The sequence below is a fragment of the Pseudotabrizicola formosa genome (assembly GCF_002900965.1).
In the GTDB taxonomy this organism is placed as follows: domain Bacteria; phylum Pseudomonadota; class Alphaproteobacteria; order Rhodobacterales; family Rhodobacteraceae; genus Pseudotabrizicola; species Pseudotabrizicola formosa.
In genome coordinates this window covers 92634-119628 of the sequence record NZ_PJOM01000001.1, presented here as the reverse complement: position 1 = coordinate 119628, position 26995 = coordinate 92634, and the positions used below count along the sequence as shown (strand labels likewise).

At 62.5% G+C, this 26995-nt stretch carries 24 protein-coding genes; 13 read left to right on the top strand and 11 right to left on the bottom strand.

Features of this window, described 5'->3' with window-relative positions; translation table 11 throughout:
* Position 1: 1 nt before the first annotated feature.
* The 4 genes from CXR43_RS00590 to CXR43_RS00575 are packed head-to-tail and all read right to left on the bottom strand — an operon-like array spanning position 2 to position 6086.
* A complete protein-coding gene (locus tag CXR43_RS00590) occupies positions 2-3430 on the bottom strand; it encodes an error-prone DNA polymerase (RefSeq protein WP_103332121.1) in 3429 nt (1142 codons plus the stop codon).
* Positions 3430-4866, bottom strand: coding sequence for a Y-family DNA polymerase (locus tag CXR43_RS00585; RefSeq protein WP_354000995.1), 1437 nt, complete (start codon positions 4864-4866; stop codon positions 3430-3432). Before CXR43_RS00585 ends, CXR43_RS00590 begins: the two co-directional genes overlap by 1 nt.
* The gene (locus CXR43_RS00580) at positions 4829-5416 is read right to left on the bottom strand and encodes an ImuA family protein (protein ID WP_103332119.1); all 588 of its coding nucleotides are present in this window, start codon (positions 5414-5416) and stop codon (positions 4829-4831) included. Before CXR43_RS00580 ends, CXR43_RS00585 begins: the two co-directional genes overlap by 38 nt.
* The gene (locus tag CXR43_RS00575) at positions 5406-6086 is read right to left on the bottom strand and encodes an SOS response-associated peptidase (RefSeq protein WP_103332118.1); all 681 of its coding nucleotides are present in this window, start codon (positions 6084-6086) and stop codon (positions 5406-5408) included. Before CXR43_RS00575 ends, CXR43_RS00580 begins: the two co-directional genes overlap by 11 nt.
* A gap of 310 nt (positions 6087-6396) precedes the next feature.
* Here CXR43_RS00575 and CXR43_RS00570 point away from each other — a divergent pair, with 310 nt between their 5' ends.
* The 3 genes from CXR43_RS00570 (at position 6397) to CXR43_RS00560 (ending at position 9864) form a co-directional block, all read left to right on the top strand.
* On the top strand, positions 6397-7356 hold the full coding sequence (locus CXR43_RS00570) for a TAXI family TRAP transporter solute-binding subunit (protein ID WP_246831240.1): 960 nt from the start codon (positions 6397-6399) through the stop codon (positions 7354-7356).
* A gap of 64 nt (positions 7357-7420) precedes the next feature.
* Positions 7421-9511, top strand: coding sequence for a TRAP transporter permease (locus CXR43_RS00565; protein WP_103332117.1), 2091 nt, complete (start codon positions 7421-7423; stop codon positions 9509-9511).
* 8 nt (positions 9512-9519) lie between these two features.
* Entirely contained in the window at positions 9520-9864 is a 345-nt protein-coding gene (locus CXR43_RS00560) for a DUF1850 domain-containing protein (protein WP_103332728.1), read from the top strand.
* Positions 9865-9931: 67 nt separating this feature from the next.
* Here the strand turns inward: CXR43_RS00560 and CXR43_RS00555 are convergent, their stop codons facing one another.
* Entirely contained in the window at positions 9932-10258 is a 327-nt protein-coding gene (locus CXR43_RS00555) for an Hpt domain-containing protein (protein WP_103332116.1), read from the bottom strand.
* A 524-nt stretch (positions 10259-10782) separates the two neighbouring features.
* On the opposite strand from CXR43_RS00555, the gene CXR43_RS00550 reads away from it, so the two are divergent.
* On the top strand, positions 10783-12657 hold the full coding sequence (locus CXR43_RS00550) for an ATP-binding protein (RefSeq protein WP_103332115.1): 1875 nt from the start codon (positions 10783-10785) through the stop codon (positions 12655-12657).
* Positions 12658-12720: 63 nt separating this feature from the next.
* On the opposite strand, the gene CXR43_RS00545 is transcribed toward CXR43_RS00550, so the two are convergent.
* Complete coding sequence (locus CXR43_RS00545) at positions 12721-13482, bottom strand: IclR family transcriptional regulator domain-containing protein (protein WP_103332114.1); 762 nt, start codon at positions 13480-13482, stop codon at positions 12721-12723.
* A 116-nt stretch (positions 13483-13598) separates the two neighbouring features.
* Here CXR43_RS00545 and CXR43_RS00540 point away from each other — a divergent pair, with 116 nt between their 5' ends.
* Genes CXR43_RS00540 through pcaF form a run of 3 tightly spaced genes read left to right on the top strand, consistent with a single transcriptional unit; the run spans position 13599 to position 16213 of the window.
* A complete protein-coding gene (locus CXR43_RS00540; RefSeq protein ID WP_103332113.1) occupies positions 13599-14333 on the top strand; it encodes a 3-oxoacid CoA-transferase subunit A in 735 nt (244 codons plus the stop codon).
* A complete protein-coding gene (locus CXR43_RS00535) occupies positions 14330-15001 on the top strand; it encodes a 3-oxoacid CoA-transferase subunit B (RefSeq protein ID WP_103332112.1) in 672 nt (223 codons plus the stop codon). The genes CXR43_RS00540 and CXR43_RS00535 overlap by 4 nt, the downstream gene beginning before the upstream one ends.
* A 12-nt stretch (positions 15002-15013) precedes the next feature.
* Entirely contained in the window at positions 15014-16213 is a 1200-nt protein-coding gene (pcaF, locus tag CXR43_RS00530; RefSeq protein WP_103332111.1) for a 3-oxoadipyl-CoA thiolase, read from the top strand.
* 5 nt (positions 16214-16218) lie between these two features.
* On the opposite strand, the gene CXR43_RS00525 is transcribed toward pcaF, so the two are convergent.
* Together CXR43_RS00525 and mutY are read right to left on the bottom strand one after the other, a co-directional pair.
* Positions 16219-17355, bottom strand: coding sequence for an alkane 1-monooxygenase (locus CXR43_RS00525; RefSeq protein WP_103332110.1), 1137 nt, complete (start codon positions 17353-17355; stop codon positions 16219-16221).
* A 48-nt stretch (positions 17356-17403) separates the two neighbouring features.
* A complete protein-coding gene (gene mutY, locus CXR43_RS00520) occupies positions 17404-18450 on the bottom strand; it encodes an A/G-specific adenine glycosylase (protein ID WP_103332109.1) in 1047 nt (348 codons plus the stop codon).
* A gap of 81 nt (positions 18451-18531) precedes the next feature.
* Here mutY and CXR43_RS00515 point away from each other — a divergent pair, with 81 nt between their 5' ends.
* The 3 genes from CXR43_RS00515 to CXR43_RS00505 are packed head-to-tail and all read left to right on the top strand — an operon-like array spanning position 18532 to position 20851.
* Entirely contained in the window at positions 18532-19071 is a 540-nt protein-coding gene (locus CXR43_RS00515; protein ID WP_246831239.1) for a DUF721 domain-containing protein, read from the top strand.
* On the top strand, positions 19071-19730 hold the full coding sequence (locus CXR43_RS00510; protein ID WP_246831238.1) for a DsbA family protein: 660 nt from the start codon (positions 19071-19073) through the stop codon (positions 19728-19730). Before CXR43_RS00515 ends, CXR43_RS00510 begins: the two co-directional genes overlap by 1 nt.
* A complete protein-coding gene (locus CXR43_RS00505) occupies positions 19727-20851 on the top strand; it encodes a CaiB/BaiF CoA transferase family protein (protein WP_103332106.1) in 1125 nt (374 codons plus the stop codon). The genes CXR43_RS00510 and CXR43_RS00505 overlap by 4 nt, the downstream gene beginning before the upstream one ends.
* 9 nt (positions 20852-20860) lie before the next feature.
* Here CXR43_RS00505 and lpxK read toward each other — a convergent pair whose 3' ends face one another.
* From lpxK to CXR43_RS00490, 3 genes are read right to left on the bottom strand one after another with little or no spacing between them, the layout of a single operon-like run.
* Complete coding sequence (gene lpxK / locus CXR43_RS00500) at positions 20861-21835, bottom strand: tetraacyldisaccharide 4'-kinase (protein WP_103332727.1); 975 nt, start codon at positions 21833-21835, stop codon at positions 20861-20863.
* The gene (locus CXR43_RS00495) at positions 21835-23031 is read right to left on the bottom strand and encodes a 3-deoxy-D-manno-octulosonic acid transferase (protein WP_103332105.1); all 1197 of its coding nucleotides are present in this window, start codon (positions 23029-23031) and stop codon (positions 21835-21837) included. Before CXR43_RS00495 ends, lpxK begins: the two co-directional genes overlap by 1 nt.
* A gap of 13 nt (positions 23032-23044) precedes the next feature.
* On the bottom strand, positions 23045-23287 hold the full coding sequence (locus CXR43_RS00490) for a DUF4170 domain-containing protein (RefSeq protein ID WP_103332104.1): 243 nt from the start codon (positions 23285-23287) through the stop codon (positions 23045-23047).
* 170 nt (positions 23288-23457) lie between these two features.
* On the opposite strand from CXR43_RS00490, the gene CXR43_RS00485 reads away from it, so the two are divergent.
* The 3 genes from CXR43_RS00485 to CXR43_RS00475 are packed head-to-tail and all read left to right on the top strand — an operon-like array spanning position 23458 to position 26991.
* On the top strand, positions 23458-24141 hold the full coding sequence (locus CXR43_RS00485; protein WP_103332103.1) for a lytic transglycosylase domain-containing protein: 684 nt from the start codon (positions 23458-23460) through the stop codon (positions 24139-24141).
* Between the two features lie 7 nt (positions 24142-24148).
* Positions 24149-26224: a flagellar biosynthesis protein FlhA gene (locus tag CXR43_RS00480; protein ID WP_103332102.1), complete on the top strand. Its 2076-nt coding sequence runs from the start codon at positions 24149-24151 to the stop codon at positions 26222-26224.
* On the top strand, positions 26221-26991 hold the full coding sequence (locus tag CXR43_RS00475; protein WP_103332101.1) for a flagellar biosynthetic protein FliR: 771 nt from the start codon (positions 26221-26223) through the stop codon (positions 26989-26991). Before CXR43_RS00480 ends, CXR43_RS00475 begins: the two co-directional genes overlap by 4 nt.
* Positions 26992-26995 lie beyond the last annotated feature (4 nt).

The window sequence follows — 26995 nt, the reverse complement described above, 5'->3', positions numbered from 1 at the left end:
CTTAGTGAAAATCCCGGCTGGGGAACAGTTTGCGCGCCTGTTCGCGCGGGTGGCGGGCGCTGGACTGGCCGCGGCTGATGACCGGGCGTTTCGTTTCATCCGCCCGCCCGTCATTGGACGGGATGATCACCGGACGGCCAAGCGTGGCCAGCAGCGGCGAGACATCCTCGACATGTTCGGCGATCAGATGGATCACCGGGCCGTCGCGTTCAACCCGGCCGCGCACCCGGACCAGACGGCCCGCGATCACCGCCTTGCGGAAGGTCTCATAGACCTTTTTCCAGATCACGACATTCGCGGTGCCGGTCTCATCCTCCAGCGTCAGGAAAATCACGCCGGACGCGGTGCCGGGACGTTGGCGGGTGATGACAAGGCCGGTAACGGTGACGCGGCCTTTGGCGTCTGCCAGCCGGTCATGCGGCAGGCTTTCGGGCAGGCGCGAACGCAGCAGTTCCATCGGATGGGCGCGCAAGGACAGGCGCAGCGACAGGTAATCCTCGATCACCTCTTGCCCAAGGGTCATGCGCGGCAGGGTGACCGCAGGCTCCACCCCGCCCTCACCATCCGGGCCGAACAGCGGCAGCGGCGCGGGGGCACGCAGGGCCTTGGCAGCCCAGAGCGCATCACGGCGCGACAGGCCAAGCGCGGCGAAGGCATCGCCTTCGGCCAGCCGTTCGAGCGTGGCTGGTTGCACGCCTGCCCGCCGCCACAGGCTTTCGACATCGGGATAGCCATTGCCGCGCGCCGCACTGATCCAGTCGGCATCCTCTTCGCGCATCCCCTTGATCTGCCGGAACCCCAGCCGCAGGGCAAGTGCGCCATCGGCGCGATGTTCCAGCGTGCAGTCCCAGTGGGAATGGTTGACCGAGACCGGCCGCACCTCCACCCCGCAATCGCGCGCATCGCCCACCAGCTGGGCGGGGGCATAGAACCCCATCGGCTGAGAGTTCAGCAGGGCACAGGTGAACACCGCCTGATGATGGCATTTCAGCCAGGCCGAGATATAGACCAGCCGTGCAAAGCTGGCGGCATGGCTTTCGGGAAAGCCATAGCTGCCGAAGCCTTCGATCTGCGCAAAACAGCGCAGCGCGAAATCGGCGTCATAGCCGCGTTCCAGCATGCCCGACACGAACCGGTCGCGGAACGACCCGATGGTGCCCATGCGTTTGAAGGTGGCAAGGCTGCGGCGCAGGCGGTCGGCTTCGGACGGGGTAAACCCCGCCGCCACCACGGCGATCTGCATTGCCTGTTCCTGAAACAGCGGCACGCCATAGGTGCGGCCCAGCACCTCCATCATGGCAGGGCCAAGGTCTTCCACCGCCTCGCGGCCCTGACGGCGGTTGATGAACGGGTGCACCATGCCGCCTTGGATCGGGCCGGGTCGGACGATGGCGACTTCACAGACCAGATCGTAGAATTCGCGCGGGCGCATCCGGGGCAGGAAGTTCAGCTGCGCCCGGCTTTCCACCTGAAACACGCCGATGGCATCGGCACGGCACAGCATGTCATAGACCGCCGGGTCTTCGGCGGGGGTATTGGCCAGCGTCAGACTCAGCCCACGATGATCCCGCAGCAGGCCGAACGCCTTTCGGATGCAGGTGAGCATCCCCAGCGCCAGAATATCCACCTTCAAGAGGCCCAAGGCGTCGATATCATCCTTGTCCCATTCGATGATGGTGCGGTCATCCATCGCGGCATTCTCGATGGGGCACAGCTCGTCCAGCCGGCCTTGGGTGATGACAAAGCCGCCGACATGCTGGCTAAGGTGACGCGGGAAGCCGATGATCTCGGCAATCAGCCGGGTGGTCAGCATCATGCGCCGGTCGGTCGGATCAAGGCCTGCGTCGCGCATCCGGTCCTGCCCCGGGGCGGAGGACGACCAGCCCCAGATCTGGCCCGACAGGCGGGCGACCACGTCCTGTGACAAGCCCATCACCTTGCCCACCTCGCGGATGGCGGCGCGGGAGCGGAAATGGATCACGGTGGCGGTCAGGCCTGCACGTTCGCGGCCATAACGCTCATAGATCCACTGGATCACCTCTTCGCGGCGTTCATGCTCGAAATCAACGTCGATGTCCGGCGGCTCGCCGCGTTCTTTCGAGATGAACCGTTCAAAGATCAGGGTGATGGACTCAGGCGGCACTTCAGTGATGCCCAAAAGGTAGCACACCACCGAATTGGCTGCCGACCCGCGCCCCTGACACAGGATGCCGCGCGACCGCGCAAAGGCCACGATGTCATGCACGGTCAGGAAATAGGGCGCATAGTCCACGTCGCGGATCAGGGCCAGTTCCTTTTCCACCCGGGCGACGATCTTGGGCGAAGCCCCATCCGGGTAGCGCCAGAGCAGACCGTTGCGGGCCAGACGCTCCAGCCGGGCCTGGGCCGGTTCGCCGTTCAGCGCCTCATCGGGGTATTGATAGCGCAACTCGTCCAGGCGGAAGGCGCAGGCATTGGCAATTTCCACCGTGCGGCGCAGGGCGGCAGGATAGCGGTGGAACAGCCGCGCCATCTCGTCCCCCGATTTCAGGCGGCGTTCGGCATTGGGCAGGCGGTGCTGCCCGATGGCGTCGATGGTACAGCCGATGCGCAGGCAGGTCAGCACATCGGCCAAGGGGCGGCGCGCGGCGCGGTGCATCAGCACACCGCCCAAGGCCACCATCGACAGGTTGGTCTGCTGCGCCGTTGCCGCCAGACGGTCCAGCCGGGCCTGATCGCGACCGTCATACTGTGGCGTGGCCCCCAGAAAACACTGTCCGGGAAAGGCACGGGCGATGGCAAGCAGCGCGGCATGGGTGGTTTTCAACGCCCGATCCTCCAGCGGATCGGGCGGCAGGGCGATCAGGATCATCCCCCTGCCCCAGGCCACAAGATCGGCCTGCGTCAGGTGGCAGTCACCTTTGGGCGCGCGACGTTTTCCGACGGACAGCAGCCGGGTCAGCCGTGACCACGCCGAAATATCGGTCGGCAAGGCCAGCCATTCGACAGGAGAATCGGTCAGCACCAGCCGCGCGCCGGGGATCAGCCGGGGCAGCGGTGTGTCTGGCAAAACAGGCGCGGCGGTGGCCCCGGTGCAATGCGGCACGGTCTGGCGGCTGGAATGGTCGGTGACATGCTGCGACCGGATGCTGGGCCCGTCTTGTGCTGCGTGATCGGTGGCCAGCGCCTCCTCACGCAGGCGCGTCAGTTCCTTGAGCGCAGAAAACGCCCGCACCACGCCTGCGACCGAATTGCGGTCGGTGATCGCGATGGCGGTCAGGCCCAGTTCGGCTGCCCGGGTTACCAGTTCTTCGGGATGCGACGCCCCGGTCAGGAAGGTGAAGTTCGAGGTGACATAGAGTTCGGCATAGGCCGGTGGCCCCTTTGCAGACAGCAGCAAAGCTTTGTCCTGCCTGTCTTCAGGCCTGATCTTGTCAAGAGGAGGAGGCATCAGGGGAATTCTCCCTGAATGCGCCATTCCGGGGATTGTGGGGTGTGGAACAACCACAGGCGCGGACCTTCGCGGGTCTCGACCCGCCAGTAGTCACGCATGCCGCTGCGCCAGGCGGGGTCATCGAACCACCATTCCGGCGCAATCCGTTCCGGCCCCTGCGCGCGCAGCGTGGTAAAGCGCATGCGACGCCAGCGGAAACTGGTGGGGGGGGAGCCGGAGGCAGCCTCTACCGGTTCGGGTGGAAAGATCAGGGCCGGGCGGGCGGGGCCGTGGCGGAGCGAGCCCGGCTCCGGCGCGGAATAGGCAGCGGGGGCGAGAAGGAAGCTGCGTTCGGGAATCAGGCTTTCGGCGGGCAACAGCCGCAGCACCCGATCAAAGCCGATGCGATTGCCGGTGGAGGACAGGAAATCCGCCAGCGCATCCTGCTGCCGGGCATCGGGGCCACCCCCGATCTGTTCCGGGGCCAGCGGCTCTGTCACCGGCGCAGTCAGGCGCAGGGCGTCGATGCCGAACCCTGCATCAATCTCGTCCACGCCCTTGGCAAACAGCGCGGCAATGCGGGCGGGGTCGCGCATGGGCCGCGCCAGACCGATCTCCACCTGTACCGTGCCGCGATCCACCCGGCGCAGTTCCAGCCGCACCCGCCGCGCGCCCATCCGGTGCAGGGCGAGCTTGGCACAAAGCCGGTCCAGCAGGCGGGACAGGCCCGCCATGACATCAGATTGCAGGCCGATCGGATCTGGCAGGGTCATCCGTACCCCGAAATGCGGCATATCCGGTTCGGCCGCCACCGGTTCGGCCTGCACGCCCAGCGCCTGATCCAGCCGCAGGACAAGCCCAGCGCCAAAGCGACGGGCCAGCGGCGCGCGCGGCAGATGGGCCAGATCGGCGATGCGCGCCAGACCGACACGCGCAAGCGCTTCGGCAGTGTCATGATCGATGCGCAGGGCCGAGACCGGCAACCCGCCCAGACCCTGCGCCAGCGCACCGTCGGCAATGATGCCGCCGCCATGGCGGGCCAGCGCATGGGCGCCACCGCGCGTGCCCGCAATGGCACTGCTGGCCTGCAACCCTGCGCGGGCCAGCCGGGCGTGCAGATCGGCGCGCAGATCACCCTCGCCGCCAAACAGATGTGCGACCCCGGTGATATCGGCGATGAGCCCATCGGTGCCATCACTGGCGACCATAGGCGCATAACGGCTGGCCCAGCGCCGCAGGCTGGCCAGCGCCGCCCCTTCGCGGGCAAGATCAGCGGGGCGGGTGGACAGATCCGGGCAGATTGCGCGGGCATCGGCCAGCGGCATGCCGCGATGCAGCCCACGCTGATCTGCCGCCGCGTTCAGGCAATGCAGATGATCGGAATTGCCTGACCGCAGGGTCAGGGCAAAGGGGCCTTCAATAGGCCGGTTCCGCAGGCTGACGTCGCTCGCCAACCTTGGGAACCAGAGTGAAAGCAGCCGACGTGCCATCCCAGTTTACAACCCAATGCCCAAGTGTTCCCTTTTTGTTCTTTTTAAGACTCCAGTCATGAAGAGTCGAGTCCGCAACCGGGCCTGCCATCGCTTCGCAGTGCCAGCGGGTTTCGGTTGCCGGGCTGCCCGCATCCTGACGGATCAGCACAAGGCCAGTGGTGCGGCCCTTTTCTGCCGCCAGCTGCAACCGCCGACCTGCCGTCAGCGAGAGTGGCTTTTCCGGCTCGGCAATCACCAGACCAACCGGGGCGGCGCGCAGCGATTCTTCCATGCACCACAAAAGATCGGCCTCACTTGCAGGTCGCAACAGGTGCAGCCGGTCGCCCACCCCCTGCGGCAGGCCGCGCAGCATGGGCACTTCGGGCACATGGCCGGGCAGAATCCAGACCAGCGGCCCCAGATGCCGCGCCGCCTGCAGCAGGGCAAAGGCGCGGCGACCCCGGCCTTCGGCCTCGTGCACGCGGGCTTTGCGCAGATCGAAAGGGTCGGAGGGGGCGGGTTCAGGCCGCATCCTGACGCCCCCCTTCGGCGACAATCTGCAACATCCCGTCAGGCAAGGGCCGTTGCAGGGTCAGCGCCTGCGCCACAGGGGCTGTCAGCCAAATCCGCCACTCTTCCGGCGTGGTCAGGATCACCGGCATCGCCTTTGGGTGAACCGCCTGCACCTCGGCATTCGGATCACAGGTCAGAAAGCCGAACAGCTCCGCCGTCACCTCCCCCTCTTTCAGCTTGCGGACCGAGGTCCATTCGGTGCGGATCCCTGCAAAGAACCCCTGCGGGCGATCTGCGCCAAGCGCGAACCAGACCGGATGGTTGCGCGGGGCACCGGAGCGGCTGTCGATTTCGGAAAAGCTGGTGAAGGGCACAAGGCAGCGGTGCGCCGGGGCCAGCCAGCGCTTCCAGTGCGGTGATGCGGTGTTGCGGATGTTGGTCACACCCGGATCTGTGCGCTTGCCCGCCAGAAACACCTGCGGCGTGGGCATGCCCCAGCGCGCCAAAGCCATCTGCCATCCGCCGCCGGGCCGGTGCCGGAGAATCGGCGCGGCATAGTCAGGGTAGATTCCGGGCATCGATGGCAGGTTGCCTGTCGCATCTTCAACCGACTCACTTTCTTGCAGCATGTCATCAAAGACATGGCGCATCGCATCCTGGCTTTTGGTCTGGGAATACAGGTTGCACATGGGCGCGCTACAGACTCATGGTGAAGGGTTAATCCTTGGAACATTGGCAGAACAAGGCCTGCAAGGAAAGTCCATGATAGAGTCTGGGGCAGCCTGACGCAGGGGCGCTGTCCGCTTTGTCTGTGCCGCAACCTGCCTGCCTTGGCAGCGTTCCACGCAAAACGGGATGACGGATCACCTCAAGGCACAGGAGGCCACTGTCAAAAACCCCTTTCGTTCTGCGGCACTTATGCGCCAATGTATGTCATCCCGCTGAGGAGTAGGGAAAAGGAGGGGCAGGCCAACCCTGTCCGGATCAGAGGAGGATCACATGACCATTTCCATGACGCGCGGCTTTCGCGCGCTTGTCGCCTGCACGGCGCTGACCGTTCTGCCGGTTTCGGCACAGGCCGAACAGTTCATCAATATCCTGACCGGCGGTACGTCGGGGGTGTATTATCCGATCGGTGTGGGCCTGTCGAAAATCTATGCTGATGGTATCGAAGGGGCGCGGACCCAGGTGCAGGCCACCAAGGCCAGCGTAGAAAACCTGAACCTGCTGCAGCAGGGCAAGGGCGAGTTTGCCATTGCTCTGGGCGATTCAGTGAAACTGGCCTGGGAAGGCAATGCCGATGCGGGTTTCAACGCCCCGCTGGACAAGCTGCGCGGCATTGCTGCGGCCTATCCGAACTATATCCAGATCGCGGCAAACGGTGACAGCGGCGTTGTCACGGTTGCCGATCTCAAGGGCAAATCCCTGTCGGTGGGTGCGGCGAAATCGGGGACTGAACTGAATGCCCGCGCCATCCTTGGCGCGCTGGGGATGAGCTATGACGATCTGAGCAAGACCGAATACCTGCCTTTTGCGGAATCGGTCGAGTTGATGAAAAATCGTCAGCTGGATGCCACTTTGCAATCGGCCGGCCTGGGCGTGTCTTCGTTGAAGGATCTGGCCACGTCGGTCAACACCACCATCGTCTCGGTCCCGGCAGAAGTGGCTGAAACGCTGGGCGCGCCCTACCTGTCGGCCATGATTCCGGCCGGTACCTATGAAGGGCAGACTGAAGATGTTCAGACCCTTGCGGTCGGCAATTTCTTCCTGACCCATGACGGGGTGGATGACGAAACCGCCTATCAGATGACCAAGCTGTTGTTTGAAAACCTGCCGGCGCTTGCGGCAGCGCATCAGGCAGCGACGGCGATCACGCTTGAAACCGCGCTGGATGGTATGCCGGTGCCGCTGCATCCGGGGGCAGAACGCTATTACCGCGAAGCAGGTTTGATCCAGTAACCCGCGTCAAGAGGGGAACAGGCGGGCTGCACAGCCCGCCTGCATCGGGCCGGGGAGGGCCAGCATGACCAAAGACAAAGCCGACGCCGTGGTAGAGGCGCACAATCCGCATGATCCGCTGGCCGCAGGATTTCCTCCGGGCTGGGAAGGCCGCGCCCTGTTCTGGATTGCGATTGCCTTTTCGGTGTTCCAGATCCTGACGGCGGCGCATCTGGTGGATTTCGCCAGCCAGATCACCCGCGCCTTTCACGTCGGCTTTTTGCTGCTGCTGGGCTTTCCGCTGCTGGCGCTGATGCGGGGCGCCGGGCCGGTGGTGCGGTTGATCGCATGGGGTCTGGCAGGCCTGTCGGTGGCGGTCGCAGTCTACCAATGGTGGGAATATGTGCCGCTGCTGATGCGCGCCGGAGATCCGCTGCCGCTGGATATTGTGGTGGGCGTCATTGCCCTCGCCACCGTGTTCGGCGCGGCCTGGGCGATGATGGGCCTTGCCTTGCCGGTCATCGCAGGCACATTTCTGGCCTATTGTCTGTTCGGGGAATATCTGCCCTCGCCCCTGAACCATCGCGGCTATGATTTCGCCCAAGTGGTCGAGCATATGGCTTTCGGCACCGAAGGCATCTACGGCATTCCGACCTATGTGTCGTCGACCTTCATCTTCCTGTTCATCCTGTTCGGGGCCTTTCTGGAAAAGGCCGGGATGATCAAGCTGTTCACCGATGTCTCGCTGGGCCTGGTCGGGCACAAGATGGGCGGGGCGGCCAAGGTTTCGGTTCTGTCATCAGGCCTGATGGGCACGATTTCCGGGTCGGGCGTGGCCAATGTGGTCACCACCGGCCAGTTCACCATTCCGCTGATGAAGCGCTTTGGCTACCGCCCGGCATTCGCCGGCGGGGTCGAGGCCACGGCCAGCATGGGCGGGCAGATCATGCCGCCGGTGATGGGGGCGGTGGCCTTCATCATGGCCGAAACGCTGGGCGTCGCCTATATCGAGGTGGTTCGCGCCGCCATTATCCCCGCTATCCTGTATTTCGCCGCCGCCTTCTGGATGGTGCATCTGGAGGCCGGGCGGCTGAACCTGCGCGGGCTGTCAAAGGCAGAGCTGCCCTCGCCGATCGCCGCGCTCAAGGCAGGCTGGCACCTGATCCTGCCACTGGCCGTGCTGGTCTGGCTGCTGTTCTCCGGCTACACGCCGCTGTTCGCCGGCACCGTGGGGCTTGGCCTGACACTGATGCTGATCCTTGGGGCCAGCGTGGCGCTTGGCCTACCTGCGGGGGTGATCCGGATGATGTTCTGGATCGGGCTTGGCTTTGCCGCCGGAGCCTTTCTGCAATGGGGCATCTGGGTGGTGGCCGGCGTGGTTGCCGCCCTGATCGCGGTCAATGCCTTGTCCAAAGGTGGGCGCGAGACGTTGATCATCTGCCGCGACGCCTTGGCCGATGGCGCGAAGACCGCCCTGCCTGTGGGCATTGCCTGCGCGCTGGTCGGCATCATCATCGGCACCATGACACTGACCGGGGCGGCCAATACCTTTGGCCAGTTCATCGTTGGCGTGGGGGAAAGCAGCCTGTTCCTGAGCCTTGTGCTGACCATGATCACCTGCATCGTGCTGGGCATGGGGATTCCCACCATCCCGAATTACATCATCACCTCTTCGATCGCCGGCCCTGCCCTGCTGGAACTGGGCGTGCCGCTGATCGTCAGCCATATGTTCGTGTTCTACTTCGGCATCCTTGCCGATCTGACGCCGCCCGTGGCGCTGGCCTGCTTTGCGGCCGCGCCGATTGCCAAAGAGCGTGGCCTGACCATCTCGATCCAGGCGGTGAAGATTGCAGCGGCGGGGTTCGTGATCCCGTTCATGGCTGTCTATACCCCGGCGCTGATGCTTCAGAACGGCGGATCGCTGGCTGGTGCCATCGGCTTTGTCCCGGCGGTGATCTATGTGGTCACCAAGACCGTTCTGGCCATTGGCTTGTGGGGCATCGCGGTGATCGGCTGGTTTGGGACACCGTTGCTGCTGTGGCAGCGCGCGCTGGCAATGGTTGCCGCAGGGGCGCTTGTGGTGGCGCTGCCTGCAACCGATGGCGTAGGCTTCGCGCTGGTGCTGGCCTTTGCCGTCCAGCATATTCTTCTGCTGCGCCGGAAGGCCACCGCGTGACCTGCCTGATGGCCGGGGCACTGGTGCTTTCCCTGTCAGGCCCGGGCTTTTCTTTGCACTGGACCCATTCGGTCGAAAAGACCGAATGGGTCGAGGCATGGGAGCTTCGCCCGCATGGCCTGCGCCTTGTTCAGGCCCGCATCAAAGGCTCTGGCGCGGGGATGGAACCGGGGCCCGGGGCAGTGCAGCAAGACGGCTGGTGGGTCTGGTCGCCCGGAACCGAGGTGTCTTCCCTGCATCTGGCCGCTTCTGGCAGCACCGGTGCCGGTTGGCGGCTTTGCGACGGAGCCATCTGCCATACGCTTGGCGCGCTTTCGGCTGACCCTATCCGCATCGCCCCCTGTGCACCGTGACGACCGGCCATCGGATTATCACCGCAAAAAAGGCCATTGTCTTGCCCGCAAGACACGCACCTTGGCCTTAGCCAAGCATCTCGGCGCGGCGCAGAGAAAACTCTTCCCGAGACGCGGCATAGATGGTCTGCACCTGCGATAGCGGCAGATCGGTATCACCTGCTTCAGCCCGATGCTCAAGCGTCTGACACAGCTGTGCAACCTCTCGGAACCCCAGGTTCAGCGCGCTGCCCTTCATGAAATGCAACTCGCTTTTCATGTCGTCAGCCGTTGTTGCGGCCATCATCCGCGTCAGGGTGCCATCCGCTTCTGTAAAAAAAACTTCGATCACCTCATCAAACACGTCTGTACCGATGGCTTGCTTGAGATCGTTTGCAACTTGCCAATCAATCATCGCATGTCGCCCCTTTGGTTCCTAAGAGCCCTGCCGGCCAAACTGAACATCCAGGCATCACAAGGCACCCTTCCGGCAACGCATTATCAACTTTGGGAAGAGTCGCGGGAATTGGCCGGAGGAGCAAGTGCCTTTTTTACCCGGCATTACAAAAACTTCGCTTCCTGTTCCACCCTGGCCCAAGCATGACAGTTGCGGTCAGACTGTCCCGACGGGTTCTGTCAGAGATCGGCGGCGCGGTTCCGGAAATGCAGCTTGATCGCAGCCTCATTTCAGGCGATTCTACCCAAAGGCAACCTGCCCGCTCCGGCAGGCATCTCCGGCGCAAGAGTCGCTCTTTCATGTGTTTGTTCAGCGTTGAAGACATAGGCCACCGTAATTGCCTCTATGCCTGACATATCGATGTTCTTTACGAGTACACGAGTTCTCCTAATTTAGCGCGACGCCGCATGACGGTCAAAAGCCGTTCAAGTCCGGGCCAGCATTATAGACGGGTCAGGCGATGACCTGACAAAGGAAACAGATTGAGCACCACCGTAGAAATCAGCGTCGTTGTCCTGATTGCGGCGACAATGTCACTTTTCGCGCTGCTGATTTGCCTGATCGAACGCCGGACCCGGGTTGTCGACACGGACCTGCGAACAGCGTCCACCTGGCTGAGCCTGTCCAATATCGCCATGCTCACGGCCGCCATCACCTTGCTGTTTCACGAGGGGTTGCCGTTCTGGCTGGGCGCTTGCATCATAATCTGCGGCGCGCATTTTGGCATTCTGTTCGGCTTTTTCGCCATGTACCGCGGCCTGGGCGCGCAGCCGCGCTACTGGCTTTTTGCCGCCGTCAGTGCGGTGAATGTGGGGCTGCATTGGGCGTTTGTGTTGAGCGGGCCGGCAACAACGGTGCTGTTTGTTACCACGTCTCTCGCCAACAGCGCCTACACTCTGATCATGGCTTTCATCGTCCTGCGGCTGTCAAAGCCCTATGACCGCGAACTGCGGCTTCTGGTCAGTTTCCCGTTTTTTGTGTTGTTCAGCGGCTACATGCTTCGTCTGGCCCTGCTTGCGGCGGGGGCCCCCCTTTCCGTGCACCTGACGACGACTGCCCTGATTGCCTTTGCTCTGGCCTATTCTGCCCTGCAGTGGAGCTTTGCATTGATTGCCCTGCGCGCAGCCAGGCTAAATCAGTCGCTCAACCGTGAACAGAAACGCGCCTATGAGCTTGCTGAATCCCGCGCGCGGTTTCTGGCGCATATGAGCCATGAAATCCGTACACCACTGAACTCTGTCATCGGACTTGCCGATGTCTTGCAAGGAATTGTGAACCAACCGGATGCGCGCAAGCTGATCGGCCATATCCAGCATTCGGGGGATCTGCTCATCTACATCCTGAACGACATTCTGGATGTGTCAAAACTGCAGGCCAATGCCGTCACGCTGGAAAAGCGGCCCTTCGATCCAGAGACCTTGCTTGATCAGATCCGGGTCAGTCATGACCCGAAATGCCGCGAGCGCGGCATCGCGTTGAGCATAGACCTTGGGCCCGAAGCCGCCGGGGACTGGCTGGGCGACGGGCACCGGGTGAACCAGATCCTGCAAAACGTTGTCGGAAATGCGGTCAAGTTCACGCAGACAGGATATGTTCGTGTCTCGGTGAATGGCGGCACCGGGGCGTTACAGATCATGGTCGAAGACACCGGAATTGGCATGACAGAGATTCAGGTCGCGACTTTGTTCGATGAATTTCATCAGGCCGATGAAGGCATAACACGGCTCTTTGGCGGCACCGGCCTGGGCATGACGATCGTACACCGGCTGGTCACCGCCATGGGCGGGACGATTGCGGTTGAAAGCCAGCCACAGCAAGGCACCCGGTTTACCATTTCGCTGCCGCTGGAACGCGCTACCCCGGACAACGAGGTCAAGCCTGTTCCGGTTGTGGTGCCACTGCATGATTTCTCGGGGCTGAGCGTTTTGTGTGCCGATGACAGCACGGTCAATCTGATGGTCTTGCGGGCGATGCTGCGTCAATTGGGAATAGAGCCGCAAATCGCCGAAGACGGCCATGCCGCAATCAGGATGACCGCGCAGCAGGCCTTTGATCTCTATCTGCTGGACATCTCCATGCCCGGGTTTTCAGGCATCGAGACTTTGCATCAGTTGCAGCAGCTGGAAAAGGATCAGCACCGTCTCCCCGCCTATGCCGTGGCGGCGACGGCCAATGCCCTGTCTTCGGATCTGACGCTTTATCTTGCCTCCGGGTTTGACGCGCATCTGCCAAAGCCCATCCGGCTGGACGCATTGCGGTCTGTGCTTTTGGCCTGTCAGGAAGAGCGGGAACGGCGCAAAAGTCCATCCGGGCTTTCAGCTTTTGTGGCAAAGGAACAAAAAGCATCTCATGCCTAGCTGTGCTGAACAGAGATGACCTTACCGACCCACTGGCTGACACTGCCAGTTTCGGAACCGGGCCTATCGCAGCAAGTGGCGCAAGTCCGCCTGCACCCGTTGCAATGGGGCCAGATACAAGGTGACAAGCTGGTTCACCTCGGCGTGAATGGCCGCGACCCCGACATTCAATGCGGCGATCACCCTGCCGTGCACGTCGAACAGCGGTACGGCAAGGGACCGCAAGCCAAGCTCGACCTCTTGGTCGATGATGGCATAGCCTTGGGTCCGGACCTGATCCAGTTCCGCCAGGATATCCGCTGGTCCGGTCCGCGTCAGCGGCGTGCGGGCGACGGGCGGATGCGCCTGCAGCAAGGCCCTCACCTCATCCACCGGCCGCGCCGCCAGCAAGACACGGCCCATGCTGGTGCAGTGCGCGGGCAGGCGCGAGCCGGGCATCAACCCGACAGACATCAGCTTTTTCTGCGCCGCCCGCGCGACATAGACAATTTCGGCACCGTCCAGAATGGAAACGGAACTGCTTTGCGCGATCCGGTCTGAAAGATCATCCAGAACCGGCTGCACGATCTGCGGCAGGGGCATGGTGGCAAGACAGGCTGAGCCAAGCCGCAACACCCGCGGGGTCAGGGTAAAGAACTTACCGTCCCAATCTGCATAGCCGTGACGGGCCAGTGTCAGCAAGCAGCGGCGCGCCGTCGCCCGGTCCAGTCCCGATGCCGCCGCCACCTCGGCAATCGACTGTCGCGGTCGGGTGGCGGTAAAGGTTTCGATCACCGCCAGGCCTTTGGCAAGGCCGCCCATCGTATCGCGCTCGGTGATGATCATGGCAGCACCTTTTGTGCGATATCTCAACAAATACAGCATATCGCACAAATAGGCTGGACGACAAGGCGGGCGGCCCGCTAGGCCAGAGTCAAAAGACGCCCCGATAGAGGTTCCTGATGGACAAAACCCTTCCCGACCTTGCCACCGCCGTGGCGGGGATCACTGATGGCATGACCGTGATGATTGGCGGATTTGGCGGCTCTGGCGCGCCGATCGAGTTGATCCATGCCCTGATCGACCGCTTCCTTGCCACCGGGCACCCGAAAAACCTTGTGGTGGTGAACAACAACGCGGGCAACGGCCATGTCGGGCTGGCCGCGCTGATCGAGGCGGGCATGGTGGCAAAGCTGATCTGCTCGTTCCCACGCTCGGCCGATCCGGTGGTGTTCACCGAACGTTATCTGGCCGGTCATATCGCGTTGGAACTGGTGCCGCAGGGCACATTGGCCGAACGCATCCGCGCTGGTGGCGCGGGCATTCCGGCCTTTTACACGCCCACCAGCTTTGGCACCGATCTGGCCAAGGGCAAGCCGGTCGAGGTGTTCGAGGGCCGGTCTTACGTGCAGGAACGCTGGTTGAAGGCCGATGTCGCCCTGGTCAAGGCGCATCTGGGCGACCGTTTGGGCAATCTGACCTATCGGATGGCAGGGCGCAATTTCAACCCGCTGATGTGCATGGCGGCGGCCACAACAATCGTGCAGGTGTCACGGATCGTTGACCCCGGCAGCATCGACCCCGAGGCGGTAATCACCCCGGGCATCTTTGTGCAGGGCGTGGTCGAAGTGCCAAACCCCCAGCAGGAAGAAGATCTGAACCGCGCCAAAGCGGTCTATCCGGAGGCCGCAGAATGACCCAGAAACTGACCCCCACCCAGATGGCATGGCGCGCGGCGCAAGACATTGCCGACGGGGCCTATGTCAACCTTGGCATCGGCTTTCCCGAAATGGTGGCAAAATTCCAGCCCCCCGGGCGCGAGGCGATCTTCCATACCGAAAACGGCATTCTCGGCTTTGGCGAAGCGCCGGCAGCGGGGGCCGAGGATTGGGATCTGATCAACGCCGGCAAGAAGGCGGTGACGATCAAACCTGGCACGGCATTTTTCCACCACGCCGACAGCTTTGCCATGGTGCGGGGCGGGCATCTGGATGTGGCAATCCTTGGAGCCTATGAGGTGGCCGAAACCGGCGATCTGGCGAACTGGTCCACCGGCCCGCGCGGCGTGCCTGCCGTAGGCGGCGCGATGGATCTGGTGCATGGGGCCAAGACCGTGGCCGTGATCACCGATCACGTGACCAAGGATGGCAAGCCAAAGCTGGTGCAGCGCTGTTCCCTGCCGCTGACCGGGGTGGGCTGCGTGACGCGGATCTATTCCAGTCTGGCGGTGATCGATATTGTCGATGGCCATTTCGTGCTGCGTGAAAAGCTGGCCGCGTTTTCAGTTTCAGACCTGCAAGCGCTGACCGGGGCCACCCTGCACCTTGACGGTGCGGTGGCCGATCTTGATGTTCCTGCACTGTAAAAGGCTCTGATCATGACCGATGTGTTTATATGCGACTATATCCGTACCCCCATCGGACGCTATGCCGGCAGCCTTGCCAACGTGCGTCCCGATGATCTGGGCGCTGTGCCTTTGCGCGCGCTGATGGCGCGCAATGCAGGCGTCGATTGGGAAGCAGTCGATGACGTGATCTTTGGCTGCGCCAATCAAGCAGGCGAGGACAACCGCAACGTGGCGCGCATGTCGCTCCTGCTGGCCGGTTTGCCGATCGGCGTCAGCGGCACCACGATCAACCGTTTGTGCGGGTCTGGCATGGATGCGGTGTTGATGGCCGCGCGGTCCATCGCAGCGGGCGAGGCCGATTTGATGCTGGCGGGCGGCGTAGAAAGCATGAGCAGGGCCCCTTTCGTGATGCCAAAGGCGGGATCAGCCTTCAGCCGCGATGCGGCAATATATGACACCACCATCGGCTGGCGCTTCATCAACCCGGCGATGCAGGCCGCCTATGGCACGGATTCGATGCCGCAGACCGGGCAAAACGTCGCCGATGACTATGGCATCAGCCGCGACGCGCAGGACGCCATGGCGCTTTCCTCACAGGCCAAGGCAGCCGCCGCGCAGGACAGCGGGCGGCTGGCACTGGAAATCACCCCAGTCACCATCCCGCAGCGCAAAGGCGATCCACTGGTGGTGGACCGTGACGAACACCCCCGCGCGACAACCCCAGAGGCTCTGGCCAAGTTGAAACCACTGTTTGCAGGTGGCTCGGTCACCGCCGGCAATGCCAGTGGCGTGAATGATGGCGCGGCGGCGTTGATTTTGGCCAATGCCGCAGCGGCTGCGAAATACGGTCTGACCCCGATTGCACGCATTCTGGGCGGAGCAACAGCTGGGGTCGCGCCACGTATCATGGGCATCGGCCCGGCACCGGCCTCGCAGAAGCTGCTGGCAAGGTTGAACCTGACGCCTGACGACCTGGCGGTGATCGAGTTGAACGAGGCTTTTGCCGCCCAAGGGATTGCCACCCTGAGGGCGCTTGGCATCGCAGACGATGATCAGCGCGTGAACCCGAATGGCGGGGCCATCGCACTTGGGCATCCGCTGGGCATGTCCGGCGCGCGCATCACCGGCACGGCCGCCCTGCAACTGGCGCAAGGCGGCGGGGACCGGGCACTGGCCACCATGTGCATTGGCGTAGGCCAAGGCATCGCCATCGCGCTGGAGCGGGTCTGACCCATTCAGCGTGGCGGCGGATTCAGCGCCTTGTTGTAAGGGTGCCAGTCCGTGATGTCGGGATAGTGGAATTTGCGCCACGCCCGGACGCGCGGATTCATCATCCGCCGCCACCAAAGCGGGTTCATCGCGATGAACACCATCAGGGGATAGCCCAGCGGCAGCTGCGGGGCCTGGTCCGGCGTATAGGTCTGCAGCAGCGGAAAGCGGCGGTCGGGTTTGAAGTGATGGTCAGAATGGCGCTGCAGGTTGATCAGCAGCCAGTTTGACGCGGTATGGGCGGCGTTCCAGCTGTGATGGGGTTTGACATGTTCATACTTGCCATCGCCCAGATGCCTGCGCGTCAGGCCGTAATGTTCGACATAATTCACTGCCTCCAGCTGCCAGATTGCCACCGCCGCCTGCCAGAAGAACAGGCCAAGCCCCAGCCCGCCCCCGACCGCATAGGCAAGGCCCAGCATCACCATCTGCAACGCGGCATAGCGCCAGAACGGGTTGCTGTGATGCCACCATGAAAAGCCGCGCCGCGCCAGCATCGCCGCTTCGGCCCGCCAGGCCGAAACCGGACTTTGCAGCAGTACACGCGGGAAGAAGCGGTGAAATCCTTCATTGTAACGCGCGGTCACAGGATCGCGGCAGGTGCCGACATAGGTGTGGTGCACCCGCAGATGTTCAGACCGGAAATGCGAATACAGCACCGAGGCCAGAAGAATATCGCCCAGCCACCGTTCCAGCCGGTTCTTCTGGTGAATCAGCTCGTGGCTGTAATTGATGCCGACAGTGCCGCTGATGATGCCGATGCCAAAGAACAGCACCCCGAGCTCTGGCCCTGCAAGATGTCCCCTATGGGTCACGTACCAGATTGTCCCGAACAGGACCCCCATCTGGACCGGGGTCCAGATCAGGGTCAGCAGCCGATACCAGAACAGCATGCCTTCGGGCGTTTCAGGGTCTGCGTTGCGGTCGTTCAATCCGGTCAGCGCGTCAAGAGAGGAATAGACAAGGATCGAATAGGCCGGCACCAGCGCCGTGTACCATCCGCCGTGCACCGCGCCGATCGCCGCCAGCGGCACAATGCCAAGCGTCAGCCAGAACGGCACTGCCTGGGCAAATCCGATGGTCTGGCGGGAGCGATCTGTCATGACGGGCCTAGGCATTTTGGCGCAGGATGGGCCAGCAAGGTTACTTTCTCAACGGGTTACAGTTTCTCGCAGGCAATCATAGGCTTTTCGCATCACCGTCGGCAGATCATCGGCGCTGAATTCATTGCCCGAGACCAATTGACCGCGCGTGATCGCCGCATTTGTCGGCAGTTCAGCGGCATGAAGGGTCAGGTACAGGTGAAAATGGGTGAAGGTATGGCGGATCTCGCCGATCTCACGCCAGTCCGCGACCGCGGGGGCATCGCCACCCGCGCCATCCCACCCATCACCGGGAAAGCCCAGCATGCCACCCAGCAGCCCCTTGTCCGGCCTACGCTGCAACAGCATCCGGTCGCCCTGCGTTGCCAGCCAAAGCCTACCCCGGCGCACGGGCTTTTCCGGCTTTGGCAGCTTGCGGGGCAACTCGGCCTGAATGCCCTGCTCGCGCGCCGCGCAGACCCGCACCACGGGACAGATGGCGCAAGCCGGGCTGCGGGGGGTGCAGATCGTGGCGCCAAGGTCCATCACTGCCTGGGCATAATCCCCCGCGCGCCGGTCTGGGGTCACCGATGCCGCCAGCCCTGTCAGCTCGGGCTTGGCCAGGGGAAGCGGAGTTTGGACCGCGAACAGCCGCGCCATGACCCGTTCGACATTGCCATCCACCACCGTTGCCGGCTCGTCATAGGCAATGGCGGCCACCGCGCTTGCCGTATAGGGACCGATGCCGGGCAGAGCCAGCAAGCCATTTCGGGTGGCGGGGAACACGCCGCGATGATCGGCCACAACGGCGCGGGCCGCCTTGAGCAGGTTGCGGGCGCGGGCGTAATAGCCAAGGCCAGCCCATTCGGCCATCACCTCCTCGTCCCGCGCGGCGGCGAGATCGGCCACGCCGGGCCAACGCGCGGTGAAGCGTTGGTAATAGGCCTTCACCGCCGCAACCGTTGTCTGCTGCAACATCACCTCTGACAACCAGATCCGGTAGGGATCGGGCAGAATGCCAGCCTTGCGATCTTGGGGCGACACCCGCCAGGGCATCACCCGCGCTTCCCTATCGTACCATTCCAGCAAAAGGTCGCTCAACCCGGCGTCACGCAATCTTTATGTCCTTTGTTCCGTCTTGCCACTGGCGGCGCGGCCTTGGCAGGATAAGATAGCGGCAGTGTCACAGGATACCAGATGGCCCGCAACGCGACTCCTTATCAGAAACCATCCCGCCGGATGCGTGGGTTTGAACCAGCCTTCGGCCTGATGAAAGATCCTGTGCGCGTAGCGGGGGAATCCCGCGGTTTTGCGATCACGCGGCTTCTGACCCATTGGACGGAAGTGGTGGGCGAAGATCTGGCCAAATGCACCCGACCGGTCAAGGTGGGCTATGGGCGCGACGGCTTTGGCGGCAGCCTGACGCTGCTGACCACCGGGCCGATGGCCCCGATGATCGAAATGCAAAAGGAAATGATCCGGGCCAAAGTGAATGCCATCTATGGTTACAACGCGATATCCCGGGTCTTGCTGACCCAGACGGCCCCTGTTGGTTTCGCCGAAGGTCAGGCAGAATTTACCCCTGCTGCCAAGGCGGCACCCCAGGTTGATCCCGCCATCCGGGCCGAAGCCTGCAAGACCGCCGCACCGATCCATGATCCGGGGTTGCGTGCAGCCCTTGAAGCTCTTGCCGAAAACATCCTAAACCGTCGAAAGACGAAAGAAGGCGAAACATGATGTCACTGAAGACCACCCTGGCCGCTTCGGCCCTTATCCTTGCAGGCAGCTTTGGCCTTTCACTTGCGCCCGCTTCGTCTACCATGGCACAGGACACAGCATCCTCTGCCGAAGCACCGGCCATGGACATCAAGGATATGGCACTTGGCCCTGTGGATGCGCCGGTTACGCTGATCGAATACGCGTCCTACACCTGCCCGCATTGCGCGAACTTCCACGAACAGATCTTCAAACCGCTGAAGGCGGAGTATATCGACACGGGCAAAGTCCGCTTTGTGTACCGTGAGGTTTATTTCAATCAGGACAGGCCTGCGTTCTGGGCCGCGATGGTGGCACGTTGCGGCGGGGAAATGCGGTATTTTGCCATTCAGGACTCGCTTTTTGCACGTCAGCAGGAATGGCTGTCCATCAACAATCCGGCAGATATGGTCGAGAGCCTGAAGAAAAGCGGGCTGGTCAACGGGTTGGACAAGGCCGCCCTTGATGCCTGCATGCAGGATGCGACCCTTGCACAGGGGATGCTGGATCTGTTCAACGAAAACATGACCGAATATGACATTCAGGGCACGCCAACCCTGATCATCAACGGCACCAAACATGCCAACATGTCTTATGCCGATCTGAAAACCCTTATCGACGCAGAGCTCGCAGAAGAATGATGGCACCCCTTGCCGGTGTGAAGGTCATTGAACTGGCCCGCATTCTTGCGGGCCCATGGGCTGGCCAGACATTGGCAGATCTTGGGGCGGATGTGATCAAGGTCGAGGCTCCCGAAGGCGATGACACCCGCCGTTGGGGGCCGCCGTTTCTTGAGCGGGAGGGCGAGCGGTCGGCAGCCTATTTCCACGCGACGAACCGGGGAAAGCGGTCCATCACCTGTGATTTCCGCACGCCAGAGGGACAGGCGCTGGTGCGCCGCCTGATCGCAGACGCGGATGTGGTGATCGAGAATTTCAAGGTCGGCGGTCTGTCGAAATACGGACTGGATTACGCAAGCCTGCAAGAGGTGAACCCGCGTCTGGTCTATTGTTCGATCACCGGGTTCGGGCAGGACGGGCCCTATGCACATCGCGCGGGGTATGATTTCATCATCCAGGGCATGGCCGGATTGATGAGTGTGACCGGGGACAGCAACGGCCAGCCGCAAAAGGTTGGCGTTGCTGTGACAGACATCTTTACAGGCGTATATGCCGCAACTGCCATTCTGGCCGCGCTTCATCAGCGGCAAACGACCGGGCTTGGTCAGCATGTCGACATGGCGCTTCTGGATGTGGCCACTTCGGTCATGGCCAATCAGTCACTGAACTATCTGACGACCGGTGTGGCACCAACCAAGATGGGCAATGCCCATCCCAATCTTGCCCCCTATGCGGTCTTTGACTGCGCAGATGGCTGGCTGATCCTGGCGATTGGAAATGACGGGCAGTATCAGCGGTTGTGCAGGATTCTCGGGCTGGGGGATATGGCCACAGCGCAGGACTTTCTCACCAACGCAGACCGTGTCCAGAACCGTGCGGAGCTGACAGATCGGCTCACTGCCGCAACCCGCACATGGACCAAGGCCGATCTTCTGGCCGCCTGTGAGGCCGCGGGTGTGCCCGCCGGGCCGATCAACAGTCTGGATGAGGTGTTTGCCGATCCGCAAATCATTGCGCGCGGCCTGCAGATTGCACCGGGCGGCATGCCGGGCGTGCGATCACCGTTCCGCTTTTCGGGTGCCGATCTGGTGCTGGACCGCCCTGCCCCGACATTGGGCGAGCATCAGGCCGAAATCCTCTGACCTGCAGGGTTACAACAGGCTGCTGATGGCGGCGTCCAGCGGTGACCAGTCTGCCAGTTCAAGCCGGACAACAAGGCTCAGAACCTTAGGCCGGAAGTCAGCCGGCAGGCGAACCTGATCTTTTTCGGTTGTCACCAGTTGCGCCCCCAAGGCCTTGGCCTCGGCCTCAAGCCGGCGCAGCAATGTGTCAGACAGGGTCTGATGATCATCAAGCGACACGCTGCGCAGAACCTCTGCCCCTTCACCACGCAGGGTGGCGAAAAACTTCTCCGGATGACCGATGCCTGCAAAGGCCAGCACCCGCTGGCCCCGCCAGTCGAGGCCCATCGACAGGGGTTTCAAAGCGCCTTGCACATGCGGCAGGTTGATCTGATCCGCCCAATCGCGGACAAATTGCGCCTGCGCATCCGGCGCGCCGATCGACAGCAGGACATCGGCCCGAGCCAGACCGGCGGCCACCGGCTCGCGCAGCGGTCCGGCGGGAAGGCACAACCCGTTGCCAAAGCCACGGGCGGCGTCAACCACCACAATCGACAGATCCTTTTGAACCGACGGGTTCTGAAAGCCATCATCCATCAGGATGATCCGCGCCCCGGCCGCCTCGGCCGCCCGGACGCCCGCGGCGCGGTCTTTGGCGACCCATGTCGGCGCAAAGGCCGCCAGCAGCAAAGGCTCATCCCCCACCTGCGCGGCGCTGTGCAGCCGGGGGTCCACCAGAACCGGCCCCGCGAGCGATCCGCCATAGCCCCGCGACACCACCTGAGCGCCTTGAACCCGACCCAGAAGCGCGATGGCGGTGGGGGTCTTGCCTGTGCCGCCAACATTCAGATTGCCGATACAGATCACCGGTACAGCCGCCCGATAGCCGGATTGCGCCACACGGCGGGCCGTTGCCGCGCCATAGATCATCCCCAGGGGCTGCAACAGCCGCGCTACCAGGCCCGGTGCCGAAGCCGGGGCTTGCCAGAAGGCAGGCGGGCGCATCACCTGACCTCCGCGGTGCACTTGCGCACCAGACCGACAACATTCTGTGTGACCTCTGCCCCGTCTGATGCCACTGTCCAGGCCGCCTGGGCAAGACGGGCCGCCCGGTCTGGCGACAACAGGTCTGACAGTGCTTCGGCCAGATCAGCCGCGCTCCCGACTGCACGGGCTGCACGCGCCGCACCCAGCCTGCCAAATGTGCCGCCAAATGGGCCTGGACGTGGACCATAAAGAATGGCCGATCCCAGAGCCGCAGGCTCCATCGGGTTGCGCACACAGCCCTGTCCGGCGAGGCTGCCCCCCATGAAAGTGATGGGGGCCAGCCGGTACCACAAGCCAAGCTCTGCCATCCCATCGGCCACAAACACCTCGACCTCGGCTTCCGGTTCCTGATCTTCGCCCCGCTCAGCGACAATCCAGCCTTCATCCTCCGCCAGCCGCCGCGCCAAAGGCTCTGCCCGCGCCGGATCCTGCGGGGCGATGATCAGCAAAAGCCGATGGGCAAGGCTTTGTGCCGCGCGATGCGCCAGAATGACGGCCGTCTCTTCGGCTTCAGGCAGGCCAACGGCAAGCCACACCGGACGCGTTGCCAACAGCTTTGCCAGTGCAGCGCGCTCCGCTTCCAGACAAGGCAGCGCTGCGCTGTCTTCCTCCATCCGTCCGGTGACAGCCACGGCAGACAAGGCCGCCCCGGCTTTGCGGAACGCCCGCGCCGCCGCTTCATCAAGGGCCAGAACATGCGAAAACGACTGAAGCGAAGAGCGCATCAAGCCAGGATACCAGCCGTCGCGTTCCTTGAGCATATAGGGCGCACGTCCGTCGACCATCACCAGCGGTATACCGCGTTCTCCTGCCTCATGGATCAGCGCCGGGCGCAGTTCGCCATCAGAGAAAACGGCCATCTCCGGCCGCCAGTGATCGAGAAAGGCGCGCACCTCGGCAGGCCGGTCCTCTGGCGGGACCAGCCTGATCAGACCGGGACGCAGCGGCACAGGTTCTTCGCAGGTGACCAGAACCGTCAGACCGTCTTCCTCAATCAGGCGGCTGGCCAGTTCCAACAGACCACGGCCCGACTCGGCTGACGGCGAATGCATCCAGATCAGCCGTCCGGCCAAGCGCTGCGGCCAGGCATGTCCCACCAAAGGATCACGCCGGGGACGCATATTGTAAAGCGTCAGGCCAAGAGAATGCACCATGTCTACAGTCTGATTACCGCAGCTCTTCCGTGCCAGAACCTGCCTGCTCTTCATCGCGCAGGCGGTGAATATGCGCGATGAAATACCGCATATGGGCATTGTCGACGGTCCGCTGCGCCTCTGCTTTCCAGGCTTTGTGGGCCGAAGCGTAGTCAGGGAACATGCCGACGATGTGGATATCGTTCACGTCGACAAAGGTCGATTTTGAGGGGTCAACAAGTTCTCCCCCAAACACAAGGTGTAGCCGCTGGGCCATTCATCTGCTCCGTCATCTCTGGATCGCCCCCCCGGTCGGCAAGGGTAAGCAGGCCAATGCCAAGATCAAGCCTGCATCTGAAGCAAGCTGTTTTCGAATTTGAAAGATTCGCTTCGTACGGTCTGCATAAGCACCAGAATGGTGTGTGTAAATCGGGCGGGTAAATTCTCATGCGGCGGAATGCGGTTGTTGTGATTGGCTCTGCCCTTGCCTGGATGGCGGGTTTGCCAGAGGATGACCGACGGCCCGCCTTTGCCCTTTCGTCGCAGGCTGTCGCAAACCTTTGTGACAAGGCCGCCGCCAAGGCTGCCCAGACAAGCGGCGTTCCGGTTCGCGTGCTCAAGGCAATTTCCCGCATTGAGTCGGGTCGGTCGGTTGAGGGGGTGCTGGCACCCTGGCCCTGGACGGTCAATCAGGCCGGGGCGGGTTCCTTCTTTGACAGCGCGACAGAGGCAATGACCCATGTCTCTGCCGCCTTGGCGCAGGGTCAATCCAATATTGATATCGGGTGTTTTCAGATCAATGTTCACTGGCACGGAGCAAAGTTCGCGTCCTTGGCAGATATGTTCGACCCAGAGGAAAACGCGCTTTATGCTGCCCGCTTCCTGCTGACACTTTTTGACGAGTTCGGTTCATGGGAGGGGGCGGTCGGAGCCTATCATTCACGTCACTCGGGTGCCGCAGGGGCCTATCTGGCAAAAGTGGCTGGGGTAATGGGGGCACCACCGCACCCCGCTGCCGAACAACGCGCTGACCGCGACAACCGTTATCCGCTGCTCAGGGCCGGGCAGCCCGGTTCTTACGGATCATTGGTCAGCACCTTTGATCATCCTGCCCTCCCCTTGCTGCAGTGACGCCGACATGACCCCTACCGCCAGACTCGCGCTTTTCTTCCGCCCGACCATTCTGCTTGCCTTCGCATTGATGGGCGTCATCGTCATGATGGTCCTTCCGGTTCCGGCCTGGTTGCTCGATATCGGGCTCGCACTTTCGTTCGCGCTTGCCATTTTGATGCTGACGGTGACCCTGTTCATTGAACGCCCCCTGGATTTTTCGGCCTTCCCCACCATCCTGCTTGCCTCGCTGATGCTCCGGCTATCGTTGAACGTGTCTTCGACCAAGCTGATCATTGGCGAAGGGCACACCGGAACCGACGCCGCCGGAGCGGTGATTGAAGGCTTTGCCAATTTCATCATGGGGGGAAACGTCCTGCTCGGCGTCGTCATCTTCTGCGTCCTGCTGATCGTGAACTTCATGGTCATCACCAAGGGTGCAGGCCGGATGGCAGAGGTCGGGGCTCGCTTCGCCCTTGACGGCATGCCCGGTCGCCAGCTGGCAATTGACGCCGACATGGCGGCCGGTGCGATTGACCACAGCGAAGCCAAGGCACGACGCGAGCGTGAACTCGCCGAAACCAACTTTTTCGGTTCCCTTGACGGGGCGTCAAAGTTCGTGAAGGGCGATGCGGTTGCGGGCCTTCTGATCACCATACTCAACATCGTGATGGGGCTTGTCATGGGCGTGTTCGTCCATGACATGCCGATTGGACTCGCGTTCGAAACCTATTCAATCCTGACGGTCGGTGATGGCTTGGTCAGTCAGATCCCCGCAGTGATCATCTCTGTCGCTGCGGCCCTGCTGCTGGCGCGCGGCGGTGCCACAGGTGCGACAGATGTGTCCTTCTTCGCGCAGCTGGGCCGATATCCCGGTGCCCTCGGCACGGTCGCGGTGCTGCTGGCGCTTTTTGCGCTGGTGCCGGGCATGCCTTTCTTGCCCTTTATCCTTGGGTCTGCAGCGCTTGCGGGCTTGGCGCTCATGGTGCATCGCCAACACCTCCATCCGGAAGTGGAGCCCAGTGCCACCCCGGATATTCCAAAGCGGACCCCACTGGGGGACGTGCTTGATTTCGACGAACTTCATCTCGAATTTGCGCCCGATCTGGTTGCCATGGTGCTGGACCCGGCGACCGGGCTGGATGGCCGGATCGGCAATATGCGCAACCACATCGCAGCCAGTTACGGCCTGATCCTGCCGGAAATCCGGCTGACGGACGAGCCGTCTTTGCCCTCAGGAACCTACCGCATCCGGATTCAGGGTGTGGAACGGGTGACCAACCGGCTGATGCCGGATCGCTGCCTTGTGCTGCTGAACGAAGGCATGCCGGCCCCCGATGGCGTGGATGTCAGCGAACCGGTCTATGGCACCGCAGCCCGCTGGATTCTTCCTGACAAGCAGGAAGATGCGGTGATCGCCGGGATGACGGTCGTCTCGCCCCCCGAAGTCCTGGCCACCCATCTGCTCGAAGTGATCCGCTCCAATCTCGCGCGGCTCTTGTCCTTGCGGGGGTTGCGGCGATTGCTCGACGAATTCATCAATGTCACGGATCCCGCACGCGCCGCGGCCAATCGCAAGCTTCTGGATGAGATGATCCCTGAAAAAGTGCCCACAGACCTGCTGCTGTCGGTGCTCCGGCTTTTGCTGGAAGAGCGGGTGTCGATCCGTAACCTGCCCTTGATCCTTGAAGCCATCGCAGAAGGTCGCGGCCTGCCCTCCGCTGAATCCATCTGCGAACATGTCCGGCAAAAAATCGGCTTTCAGCTGGTGTCGGATCTGAAGCGAAAGGATGGCACAATTCCCCTTATCCAGATCGCGCCGGAATGGGAAAAGACCTTTTCCACCTATCAAATTGCGGGAGAGCGGGGTCTGCAGGACATTGCGCTGCCCCCGGAACAATTCGCGCGCTTGTCTACGCTGCTTGCCGAAAAGCTCAACCGGACGGCAGAGACCGGAATCTCCGCCGCAGTTGTCACCTCGACCCTGCGTCGAAGGTTTATCCGGACAGTCCTTGCCGCCAAAGGCTTGAGCGCGCCTGTGCTGTCTTATGAGGAAATCGGGCTGGAAGCGCGGCCCGCAATCGTGGGCCTCGTCCCGCAATGACCGCCCTCAACGACCTTCTGCTGACCTATCACACAACTCTATCCGCCTATGCAGAGGCGGCAACTCTGGTGTTCCTGCGCGTCGGAGCTGTGATGGCCACATTGCCAGCCTTTGGCGAAACCAGTATTCCCGCACGAATCAAGCTGGTGCTGGCGGTGGTTTTCTCGGCCGCCATTGGTCCTGCAGCTTACCCTGCAGTGTCAGATATTCCCCTCACGACCGCTTTTGCGCCAGAGGTTGCAATCGGGCTGATCCTTGGGCTGATGGTGCGGCTGTTCGTGCTGTGCCTGCTGACCGCGGGTTCCATTGCCGCGAATGCGACATCGCTGTCCCAATTGTTCCCTGCCGGAGCAGAGGCACAACCGGCAATTTCTAAACTGCTGGTCATCACCGGGCTGGCGCTTGCCGTAGGGGCCGGGTTGCATGTCCGGGTCTTGCATTATCTGCTCTTGGCCTATGAGCTTTTTCCCGCCGGCCGCTGGCCATCGGCGGCATTGGTCGCTGAATGGGGGGTCGCCCAAACCGCGCGCGCCTTTGGCTTGGCCTTCATGATCGCGATGCCATTTGTGATCGCATCGCTGATCTACAATCTCGCCCTCGGGGTGATCAACCGCGCCATGCCGCAACTGATGGTCACCTTTATCGGTGCCCCTGCGCTCAGTCTGGGGGGGCTGGTCCTGCTTTTTCTGGTCACGCCGCTGGCTCTGTCGGTCTGGCTTCAGACACTTAACGGCTTCCTGGCGGCACCGGCCGCGCCGCTGCCTTAACTGC